Origin of the sequence: Streptomyces sp. JJ66 (assembly GCF_019303495.1) — a bacterium.
Taxonomy (GTDB): Bacteria; Actinomycetota; Actinomycetes; order Streptomycetales; family Streptomycetaceae; genus Streptomyces.
Genome location: NZ_JAEVFI010000021.1, coordinates 50,666 through 60,239, shown reverse-complemented (window position 1 = coordinate 60,239; position 9,574 = coordinate 50,666). Strand labels below are relative to the sequence as shown.

8 protein-coding genes and 1 pseudogene are annotated in these 9,574 nt (G+C 71.9%); 3 read left to right on the top strand and 6 right to left on the bottom strand.

What is annotated here, in order from left to right; all coding sequences use genetic code 11:
- Positions 1-363: 363 nt before the first annotated feature.
- Positions 364-1,059 carry a DUF4230 domain-containing protein gene (locus JJV70_RS16335; protein WP_219048720.1) on the bottom strand — a complete coding sequence of 232 codons (696 nt, stop codon included), beginning with the start codon at positions 1,057-1,059 and terminating at the stop codon, positions 364-366.
- Positions 1,060-1,235: 176 nt separating this feature from the next.
- Here JJV70_RS16335 and JJV70_RS16330 point away from each other — a divergent pair, with 176 nt between their 5' ends.
- A complete protein-coding gene (locus JJV70_RS16330) occupies positions 1,236-2,459 on the top strand; it encodes an aromatic acid exporter family protein (RefSeq protein WP_219048719.1) in 1,224 nt (407 codons plus the stop codon).
- A 110-nt stretch (positions 2,460-2,569) separates the two neighbouring features.
- Here the strand turns inward: JJV70_RS16330 and JJV70_RS23540 are convergent.
- Positions 2,570-2,848 (bottom strand): annotated as a pseudogene (locus JJV70_RS23540) (metallophosphoesterase family protein); the annotation flags it as partial.
- 128 nt (positions 2,849-2,976) lie between these two features.
- Between JJV70_RS23540 and JJV70_RS16320 the strand changes: the two are divergent.
- Positions 2,977-4,077, top strand: a complete 1,101-nt coding sequence (locus tag JJV70_RS16320) for a YhjD/YihY/BrkB family envelope integrity protein (protein ID WP_219048717.1) — start codon at positions 2,977-2,979, stop codon at positions 4,075-4,077.
- A gap of 227 nt (positions 4,078-4,304) precedes the next feature.
- On the opposite strand, the gene JJV70_RS16315 is transcribed toward JJV70_RS16320, so the two are convergent.
- From JJV70_RS16315 to JJV70_RS16305, 3 genes are all read right to left on the bottom strand, one after another.
- On the bottom strand, positions 4,305-5,201 hold the full coding sequence (locus JJV70_RS16315; RefSeq protein ID WP_219048716.1) for a hypothetical protein: 897 nt from the start codon (positions 5,199-5,201) through the stop codon (positions 4,305-4,307).
- Positions 5,198-6,520 (bottom strand): glycosyltransferase family 4 protein, encoded by a 1,323-nt coding sequence (locus JJV70_RS16310; protein WP_219048727.1) that lies wholly within the window; start codon positions 6,518-6,520, stop codon positions 5,198-5,200. Before JJV70_RS16310 ends, JJV70_RS16315 begins: the two co-directional genes overlap by 4 nt.
- A 117-nt stretch (positions 6,521-6,637) precedes the next feature.
- Positions 6,638-8,050 (bottom strand): FAD-dependent oxidoreductase, encoded by a 1,413-nt coding sequence (locus JJV70_RS16305; RefSeq protein ID WP_219048715.1) that lies wholly within the window; start codon positions 8,048-8,050, stop codon positions 6,638-6,640.
- Positions 8,051-8,153: 103 nt separating this feature from the next.
- On the opposite strand from JJV70_RS16305, the gene JJV70_RS16300 reads away from it, so the two are divergent.
- Positions 8,154-8,552, top strand: a complete 399-nt coding sequence (locus JJV70_RS16300) for an RNA-binding S4 domain-containing protein (RefSeq protein ID WP_219048714.1) — start codon at positions 8,154-8,156, stop codon at positions 8,550-8,552.
- A 19-nt stretch (positions 8,553-8,571) separates the two neighbouring features.
- Here the strand turns inward: JJV70_RS16300 and JJV70_RS16295 are convergent, their stop codons facing one another.
- Positions 8,572-9,414, bottom strand: a complete 843-nt coding sequence (locus JJV70_RS16295; RefSeq protein ID WP_219048713.1) for a SigB/SigF/SigG family RNA polymerase sigma factor — start codon at positions 9,412-9,414, stop codon at positions 8,572-8,574.
- Between the last annotated feature and the right edge of the window lie 160 nt (positions 9,415-9,574).

The following is a 9,574-nucleotide window of genomic DNA, read 5'->3' as shown; positions in this document are numbered from 1 at the left end:
AAGACGAGTCAGCACCAGTGGTGGGGAAACCCGAACATCTCGATGACCTCCTCCCCGAACCTCACACCTGCCACTCAGCCTCTGTCATGTCCAAGACGTAGCACGGACACGGCCCGGATGATCCGCCGCGTTTCCGAACCGGTGCGCGAAGCAAGCACACAGCGAAACACGGGAGTTGGACACGACAGACATACTCACGCAAGACTGCGGCAACAGAGCCTCCGGAAGCTTTGGCTGACTCGCATTGCCGAGCTACCAGGAAGCCCTGCCTTCATGCGCCGACGACGCCACGATCACCCGAGCAGGAACCCTGTTCGACACCCGCTCACGCCCGGAATGCGGATGGCTTCTGACACACCCTGCTCAGGAGGGGGTGAAGGTGATGGTGATGTTCTGGAAGCCCAGGGAGGTGAGGAGGCCGGTGAGCATGGTGCGGGTGTTGTCCTCGGCGCGGGCGGTCAGGTCGCTCTCCTTCGCGGCAGCCGCGATGTGGTCGACAGCCAGAGCGCGTACGGCCCGTTCATCGCCAGGATTGTCGGAGAACAGGTCACCCAGCCGGTCCAGAAGCCCTCGTTCCTTGGTGACAGCGTAGGAGCGCTCAGCGTCCAAAGACGGGGCGGCCAGCTGGGCCGGTGGGAGGGTGAGGGTCGCGGCGGTGCGGTCCTCGTTGACGGAAACGTGCTCGCCGCTCAGTGAGCCGAGGTCGACGTGGGCGTCGACGGTGCCTGCGCCGACGTAGAGGGTGCGGGTGCCGCGGATCGCGTCGGGCAGGTACTTGGCGTCCTTCTCCAGGTCCACGACGACCTGGAAGTTGCCGGTGGCGGCCTGGTAGCGGCTCATGTCCTGGATGGACTGCAGCAGGGTGGGGCCGGAACGGTCATGGGTCTCCTCAGCGAAAAGGTCACTGACCCCGGGGAGCAGGTCGGTGCGGGTGAGGAGGGCGAAGCCGGCGGCGAGGGCCAGGAGAGCGGCCAGGGGTTTCCACCAGCGCACGCGGCGGTCTGGCGCGGGCGGGGCGGGCTGGGATCGGGTGTCAGTGGACTGGGTGTGTTCGGCCATGCGGGGCTCCTCCCGGATCGATGCTCGGCCCTCCCCCTTGGCCCTTATGCCCGGCCGAGAGAGCGTCAGGCGTGCTACGGGGGTGATGGCATACGGGTGGCGCGGGGCGCGGGGTGGGGTCTGCCGGGGGTGCGAGCGGGAACAGGGTGGGTGTGTCCCAGGTAGTGCCCGAACCCATGGTGAAACTCGTTCAGCGGCGGAACGAACCGGTGGTGGTGCAGACGGTGCGGTCGGCTACCGCCGCCACACTGGCCTACGTCGCCGCGCTGTGGCTGCTGGGGAACCAGCCACCGCCGCTGCTGGCGCCGCTGACGGCCCTGCTGGTGGTGCAGGTGACGCTGTACGCGACGCTGACCAGCGGGGTGCGGCGGGTGAACGCGGTGGTGGCCGGCGTGCTGATCGCGGTGGGGTTCAGCGCCCTGGTGGGGTTGAGCTGGTGGAGTCTGGGGCTGCTGATCATCTCGGCGCTGGTGCTGGGGCATGTGGTGCGGGCGGGTGAGTTCGTCCCTGAGGTAGCGATCTCGGCGATGCTGGTGCTCGGGGTCTCGCACGCGACGGATCTGGCGCTGTCGCGGGTGCTGGAGACGGTGATCGGGGCGGCGGTAGGGCTGCTGTTCAACACGGTGTTCCTGCCTCCGGTGTGGGTGGAGACGGCCGGTGAGTCGATTGAGGAGCTGGCGGCGCGTATGCGGACGCTGTTGCTGGACCTCGGGGACGAGCTCGGCGGTCACACGCCGGTCGAGCGGGCGGCGGCGAAACTGCACGAGGCGCGGCGGCTGGATCAGGACATCGTGCGAGTAGACGCCTCACTAGCCCGCGCCGAGGAGAGCATTCGGCTCAACCCGCGGGTGAAGGAAGGGCTGCTGTCGCGGATCGTACTGCGCACCGGGCTGGACACGCTGGAGATCTGCGCGGTGGTGCTGCGGGTGACGGCCCGGACGCTGACGGATCTGGCCAAGGAGCGGCGCGAGGAGGAGCTGCTCCCGCCAGCGGTGGCCTCCGCGCTGAAAGAGCTGTTCTTGAACATGGCCGGAGCGGTGGAGAGCTACGCGGTGCTGATCACGACGCAGATCAGCACCAGTGCGGAGGAGGCGGAGACGTTCTTGGTGGCGGAGCTGTCGGCGGCGCGGGCGAGCCGGGAGCACGTGGCGCACCTGTTGCTGGCGACAGTGCAGGAGCATCCCCGGCAGTGGCAGCTGCACGGGGCGCTGCTGGCGGAGATCGACCGGGTGCTGGATGAGCTGGACGTGGAGAAGCGGTCGATGCGGCTGGCGGAGGAGCTGGACCGGTATTCCCGGCAGCGGCGGGAGCGGTATCCGCGGCTGGACCGGTGGCAGCGGCGGGCGCGGCGACTGGGGCGCCGGGTGGCCGGGGCATGGTGGGGCCGGGAGGCGGCGTGAGCGGGGAGCTGGTGACGTTCGGACACGGGGCGGCGCGGCGGGGGGAGCTGACGGAGCTGTTGCTGGGCGCGGGGTGGGGCCGGGCGCGGGGGTGGGGCCGGGCGCGGGGTGGGGCCGGTTTCGTGGACGACGGCCAGGCGCAGGCCGGCCAGCTGGGTGCGGGCGACTTCGGGGAGGCGGGCGCGCGGTTCCGGGCCGTCGTTGTTGCCGTGGACGCGATCAGGCGGCGGGCACGGGTGGAACAGGCTGAGGGTGGCGGAGTCCGTTCAGTCGCCCGCGTGGACGACGATGGCGGTCTCCTCGACGTGGGCCAGCAGCTCATCGGGCAGGCGGCGGGCGCGGTGAGGGACGTGGGTGTCGGAGGTGAGCAGGAGCGGTACCCGCGCCACGGTAGCGCGGTGGCGGGCGGCGCGCGGGAGGGTGAACTTCGGTTTCCGTGCCACGGGCGGGGTTACCCGGGCACGCGAGTGCGTCTGCACGCAGCGGTGGGCGCGGTAGCCGGTGGAAGGAGTGGACGATGGCGCGACACCGTGACGACGGCGACCGGGCGGCGGGGGCGGGTCAGGAGCGAGGGCGGGAGCCGTACGGCCAGCCGGAGCGGCAGCCGTACGGCGAGCCGGGACCGGAGGCGTACGGCGAGCCGGAACGAGGTCCGGACAGCGAGCCGGAGCGCGGGCCGGGCGGGGAGGCCGGGCGCGCTCCGGACAAGCCCACAGACCTGTCCAAGCGGTCGTGGAAGGGTGTGCTGAAGAAGACGGTCAAAGAGTTCAAGGATGACAATCTGACGGACTGGGCGGCAGCCCTCACCTACTACGGGGTGCTGTCGATCTTCCCGGCGCTGCTCGCCCTGGTGTCGATCCTCGGCCTGGTGGGCAGTTCGGCAATCCAGCCCCTGATCGACAACGTGAGCTCGATGGCGCCGGGCTCGGTACGCGACCTGCTGACGAGCATGCTCGAACAGCTGCAGAACAACCAGGGCCGGGCCGGACTGGCGCTGATCATCGGTATCGCCGTGGCACTGTGGTCCGCGTCCGGGTACATCGCGGCGTTTATGCGGGCGGGCAACGCGGTCTACGACATCCCTGAGGGCCGCCCGGTGTGGAAGACGATTCCCACGCGGCTGGGTATCACGCTGGTGACGGTGCTGCTGCTGGCGCTGATCTCCATCGGTGTGGTGTTCACCGGCGGGCTGGCGCAGCGGGCCGGGGACGTCCTGGGTGTGGGCGATACGGCGCTGACGGTGTGGGGTATCGCGAAGTGGCCGGTGCTGGTACTGCTGGTGAGTTTCGTGTTCTCGGTGCTGTACTGGGCGGCGCCGAACGTCAAGCGGAAATTCCGGTGGGTGACGCTGGGCGGGCTGGTGGCGGTCCTGGTGTGGCTGGTGGCATCGGCACTGTTCGCCCTGTATGTGGCGAACTTCAGCAACTACAGCGCGACCTACGGCAGCCTGGCGGGCATCATCATCTTCCTGGTGTGGCTGTGGGTCTCCAATATCGCGATCCTGCTGGGGCTGGAGCTGAACGCGGAGTTGGAGCGGGGCCGGGCGATTGAGGGCGGGCATCCGCCGGAGGAGGAGCCGTACGTGGAGCCGCGCGACACCCGGAAGTTCGAGGACTGACATGGGGTGGGGCCGCCGGTGTGGTGGGTCAGGGCCATAGGACGGTCAGTGCGGGCATGGGCGGGCCGGGAGTCAGGGGCCGGAGGGCCTGCGGAACAGGTTGTGCCCGGCCTGGGTGGGCCGGCACGGCGGCTCGGCCGGAAGGGTGGCGCTGGCAGCGACCGGCGCGTGGCCCGTCCGGCCGGGTGCGGGGGCGTGCTCAGCGCCTCGGAGCCGGGGTGAAGGGCTCAGGGCGCTGGAGGGTGGTGGACGCTGACGGAGAGGTCGCCTTCGCCGGTGTAGGCAAAGCCGGTGGTGGTGCCGTCGGGCAGGGTCAGGGGCGGGTAGCGGTAGACGGTGCGCTTGTCGGGGACGTCGTCGAGGATGCGGGCGACGCGGACGGACGGTGTGGCGGCGCCGGGGCGCAGCCACAGCTCCCACTCGGTGGGCTCGCCGGTGCGGGGCGATTGGTGCGCCAGGTCGGCGAGCGGGACGGTGGCGGTGAAGTGCGGTCCCCGGTGGCGGACGGGCCCGGTGACCGGTGGAGTGGTGCTGTGGAGGGCGTGGGCTTCCAGGCGGGCGTCGTCGGTGAGGCAGGCGCCCAGCAGCAGGCCGTCGAGGGTGCCGTCGGCGTCGGCGAGGTGGACGGCGGTGGCCTCGGCGTGCGGCCAGCGCAGCCAGGTGCGCAGGGAAAGGTTGCCGTAGGTCGTGGTGTAGGGGATGCACACGGCCCCCTGGGTGTGGCGGCCGCGGGTGGCGGCGCGGGCCTCGTCGGCGAGGGTGCGCAGGTCGCCCACGCCGGGGCGCAGCCGGGTGCGGGGAGCGCCGGGTGCGGTGGCGCGGGCGACGTAGACGTCCCAGCGGCCTTCGGTCAGACGCAGGGCCGCGGTGGTCAGGGTGGCGGTGCTGTGACCGGCGTTGGGGTCGGTGAGGGGCAGGTGCACGGTGTCAGTGGCCTGATGGCCGCCGCGGCGCTGGAGCAGCACGGCGTACCAGGGGGGAGCGGTGGCGGGCTGGGGAACGGTGAGGGTGAGGGTGCCGTCCGCGTGGGCGGTGCAGTGGGCGTGCGGGGTGAGCGGCTGGGGGGTGTGGTGGGGTGCGGGGTCCGGGCCGGAGGCGTCGTGGGCGGTAACGGGGAGGGTCATGCCGCGGGTCCTTTGCTGCCGTGCGGTGCCTCTGACCGGCGGGCGGTGCTGGTGCCACGGTGGGCGGGGTGGATCTGGCGCAGGGTGTCGCGGGTGGTGAGGGCGGTGCTCAGCAGGGCGCCGCGGGTGCGGTGCGCGGTGGCGCGCAGGGTGCCGATGCGGGTGCCGCGGCCGCGCCGGGTGACGAGGTCGGTGAACAGGCCGGTGTAGCGCTCGGCGATGACGGACGGGTCGTAGCGGCGGGTGTGCTCGCGGGCCGCCTCGGCCATGCGGCGGCGCAGCTCGTCGTCGCTGACGAGTTCGAGCAGGCCGGTGGCGATGGCGTCCACGTCGTTCATGGTGACCAGGCGGCCGTCGACGCCGTCGTGGATGATCTCGGCGGGTCCGTGGGGACAGCGGGTGGCGACGACGGGCAGGCCGCAGCGCATGGCCTCGACGATGCTCATGCCGAACGCTTCGAGGCTGGAGGTGGAGGCGGCGACAGAGCCCTTGATCCATTCGGACTCGATCGGGTGGGCCGGGCCCATGAGGAAGGCATGGTTGTACAGGCCGAGGGCGTCGATGACCGTGCGCAGCCGGTCGCGTTGCGGGCCGCCGCCGTAGATGCGCAGCCGCCAGTCGGGGCGCTGCTGGATCACCTGGGCGAAGGCGCGCAGGAGGAGGTCGTAGCGCTTGGCGGGTGCCAGACGTCCGGCGGCGATCACCCAGCGGGCGTCGGGGTCGGCCGGGGCGGTGGCGGGGGCGGGGACGCCGTTGGGCACGGCCTCCACGCGCACCCCGGGCAGGCGCATGCGGCTGCGGTAGTCGCGGGCGTCGGTTTCGGTGACGGTGGTGAGGGCGTCCAGGCGCGGGTAGGCATCGCGCAGCGTCAGGCGAAGGCGGCGGGAGTGGCAGGAGAGCGTGAGGTGTTCCTGGCCGACGAGGACGGGCCCGCGCGGTGCCCGCAGGGCGAGCTGGGTGTTCAGTCCGGGCCGGGTGCCGAGGATGACGTCGGCGCGGTTCTGCCGCAGGTAGGCGTCGATGCGCTGGTCGGTGAGGCGGCTGTAGCGGGTGAAGTGGCCGTCGGGGCGGGGGTAGTGACGGGCGGGGCGCTGGTGGTCGGGGTGGTCGCCGTCGTATTCGGGGCTGTCGGGCCGCAGGTCGATCAGGTGGCGCAGCCGGACGCCCGGCCCGGGGGCGAAGACGGGCCGGTCACGGTGGCGGAAGACGGAGACCACCTCCACGTCGTGGTGGGCGGCCAGGGCCGCGGCCGAGTTGAGGGTGGTGCGGATCGTGCCACCGATGCCGTAGGCGTGGTGGAGGAGGAAGGAGATCTGCATCGCGAAGTCCTCGGGGCGCGGCGCGTTATTCCGTTTTGACACCTTAGTGAGTTTTGGGTGGTTTGTTGCGGCGGCAGGCGGTACGGAGTGCTGGTGTCGCTGCGCGGAGTGCGTCTATCAGTCTTCGCTGGCCTCGCGGACGGCTTTGACGGCCTTGCGAGCGGCGGCGAGCACCGGGTCCCACACGGGTGAGAAGGGCGGCGCGTAACCGAGGTCGAGCGCGATGAGCTGCTCGACGGTCATGCGGGCGGTGAGGGCGACAGCGGCGATGTCGACCCGTTTGCCCGCGCCTTCCCGGCCGACGATCTGGGTGCCCAGCAGGCGTCCGGTGCGGTGCTCGGCGATCATCTTCACGTGCATGGGCGCCGCGCCGGGATAGTAGCCAGCGCGGCTGGTGGACTCCACGGTGACGGTCACATAGCGCAGGCCCAGCGCGGCGGCCTGCCGCTCCAGCAGGCCGGTGCGGGCGATCTCCAGGTCGCAGACTTTGGAGACGGCGGTGCCGACGACGCCGGGGAAGGTGGCGTAGTCGCCGCCGATGTTGGTGCCGATGATCTGGCCGTGCTTGTTGGCATGGGTGCCCAGCGCGATGTGCTGGTTGCGGCCGCCGACGAGATCGAGGACTTCGACGCAGTCGCCACCCGCCCAGAGGGTCTCGTGGCCGCGTACGCGCAGCGCCTGGTCGGTCAGCAGCCCGCCGGACTCCCCCAGCGGCAGACCGGCGTCGCGGGCGAGGGTCGTCTCCGGCTGGACACCCAGGCCCAGGATGACGATCTCGGCGGGGAACTCGGCGTCGTCGGTGGCCACGGCCCGGACGTGGCCGTCGGCGTCGGTGTGGATGGCGGTGACGGCGGTGCCGGTGCGGGTGTCGATGCCCATGGCGTCCATCGCCTCGTGCACCAGGGCGCCCATGTCCGGGTCGAGGGTGGTCATCGGCTGCTCGGACTGGTCCAGCACGGTGACCTGGTAGCCGCGGCGCACCAGTGCCTCGGACATCTCCACGCCGATGTATCCGGCGCCGACGACGACGGCGCGCCGCCGCGCGCCACCGGGTGCACCCGTCTCGGCTCTCTCCAGGGCGTGGAGCAGGGCCCGGCCGTCGTCCAGGGTCTGTACGCCGTGCACGCCGGGCGCGTCGATGCCCGGCAGCGGCGGGCGCGTGGGGCGCGCGCCGGTGGCCAGGACCAGGTGGTCGTAGGGGAGCCACTCCCCCGCGGTGCCGGGCTCCCCGGTCGGGCGGAGGCACACGCGCCGGGCCTCCGCGTCCAGGGCGACGGCTTCGGTGCCCGTGCGCACGTCGATGCCGCGTTCGCGGTGCTGCTGGGGGGTGCGCACCACGAGGGCGGCTTCGCCGGTGACGTCGCCCGCGATCCAGTAGGGGATGCCGCAGGAGGAGTAGGAGGTGACGTCGCCGCGTTCGGCGACGACGATCTCCAGCTCGTCCGGCCCCTTGAGGCGGCGGGCCTGGGACGCGGCCGCCATGCCCGTCGCGTTGCCGCCGATAACCACCATGCGTGTAACCGCCGCCATGGGTGTGCGCTCCCTTCGTCTGCTGCCGCCTACGTCTTCCCGGCCGCACCGCTGCCCATGCGGGCCGTGAAACCCGGGCGGGCGAGGTGTTTACAGTTCGGGTATGGCTTCTGCTTCTGAGGGCAGCGTGCGGGTGGACAGCTGGATCTGGGCGGTGCGGCTGATCAAGACACGTTCGCTGGCGGCGACGGCGTGCCGTGCGGGGCACGTGCGGGTCAACGGCGACCGGGCGAAGGCCGCCCAGGCGGTGCGTCCCGGTGACGAGGTGCGGGTGTGGCACGCGGGCCGGGAGCGGATCGTGGAGGTGGTGAAGCTGGTCCGCAAGCGGGTCGGCGCGCCCGAGGCGGTGACGTGCTACGCCGACAACTCGCCGCCTCCGCCCGCGCCGCTGGAAGCCGCTGTCGTCCCCCGGCGGGACCGCGGCGCGGGGCGGCCGACCAAGCGGGACCGGCGGGAGCTGGACCGGCTGCGGCGCACGGCCGGGCCCGGCACGGAGCGCTGAGCGGCAGCGGCCGGGCGGCTCAGCCGCAGCGGCCTGGGCCCCGGGGGTCGCCCGGGGGCGCGGACATCTCCGCCTCCACCTCGCGGCGGATGCGCTGGCAGGTGGAGCTGATGAGACGGGAGACGTGCATCTGGGAGATGCCGACCTCGGCGGCGATCCGGCTCTGCGACATGTCGCAGAAGAACCGCAGGTAGAGAATGCGCCGCTCCCGCTCGGGCAGTCGGCGCAGGCGCGGCTTGACGGACTCGCGGTAGATGACGCGGTCATAGCCGGGCTCGAAGTCCCCGAGGGTGTCGGCGCGGGTGAAGGCGTCTTCGGCATGCGGGTAGGGCGAGTCCAGGGACAGGGTGCGGTAGCTCTCCAGCGCCTCCATGCCCAGCTGTACGTCCTCCTCGGACAGCCCGGTGTGCTCCGCGATCTGCGCGACGGTGGGGCTGCGCCGGTCCAGGGTCAGGCTCAGTTCCCGGCGGCTGGTGCGCACCTTGTTGCGCAGTTCCTGCACCCGGCGCGGGACGTGCAGGTCCCACAGGTTGTCGCGGAAGTGGCGGCGCAGCTCGCCGACGATGGTGGGGACGGCGTAGCTCTCGAAGGCGCAGCCGCGGGCGGGGTCGTACCGGTCAACGGCCTTGACCAGGCCGAGGGCCGCTACCTGCTGGAGGTCCTCGATGCTCTCGCTGCGGTTGCGGTAGCGGTGGGCGAGCCGGTAGGCCATCGGCATCCAGGCCCGCACGACATCCTGCTGCAGCCGTTCGCGTTCGGGTCCGGGCGGCAGGGTGGCGAGCCGCTGGAGGTCGGCGGCGGTGTCGGGGGCGTCGTCGTGGGGATGGCGGGCACGTTTGGTGCGGGAAACTACGGCGCTCATCTGCTTCGCTCTCCCAGAACACGCTTGTCGACGGTGGAAGCGGTGACCGCGGGAGCAGGCACGCGCGGGGTCCCTCCAGGCGAAAGGGGTGGGCGGGTCGCGGCCGCACCGGCTCATACGGTGGCTGGCGGCTGTGCCTCCTGGCCGAAGCACGGGGAAT

What these genes read in the sequence shown, in the direction of transcription:
- JJV70_RS16335 (WP_219048720.1), bottom strand. Translation starts at nt 1,059, where the DNA reads ATGGCCGAACACACCCAGTCCACTGACACCCGATCCCAGCCCGCCCCG.
- JJV70_RS16330 (WP_219048719.1), top strand. Translation starts at nt 1,236, where the DNA reads ATGGTGAAACTCGTTCAGCGGCGGAACGAACCGGTGGTGGTGCAGACG.
- JJV70_RS16320 (WP_219048717.1), top strand. Translation starts at nt 2,977, where the DNA reads ATGGCGCGACACCGTGACGACGGCGACCGGGCGGCGGGGGCGGGTCAG.
- JJV70_RS16315 (WP_219048716.1), bottom strand. Translation starts at nt 5,201, where the DNA reads ATGACCCTCCCCGTTACCGCCCACGACGCCTCCGGCCCGGACCCCGCA.
- JJV70_RS16310 (WP_219048727.1), bottom strand. Translation starts at nt 6,520, where the DNA reads ATGCAGATCTCCTTCCTCCTCCACCACGCCTACGGCATCGGTGGCACG.
- JJV70_RS16305 (WP_219048715.1), bottom strand. Translation starts at nt 8,050, where the DNA reads ATGGCGGCGGTTACACGCATGGTGGTTATCGGCGGCAACGCGACGGGC.
- JJV70_RS16300 (WP_219048714.1), top strand. Translation starts at nt 8,154, where the DNA reads ATGGCTTCTGCTTCTGAGGGCAGCGTGCGGGTGGACAGCTGGATCTGG.
- JJV70_RS16295 (WP_219048713.1), bottom strand. Translation starts at nt 9,414, where the DNA reads ATGAGCGCCGTAGTTTCCCGCACCAAACGTGCCCGCCATCCCCACGAC.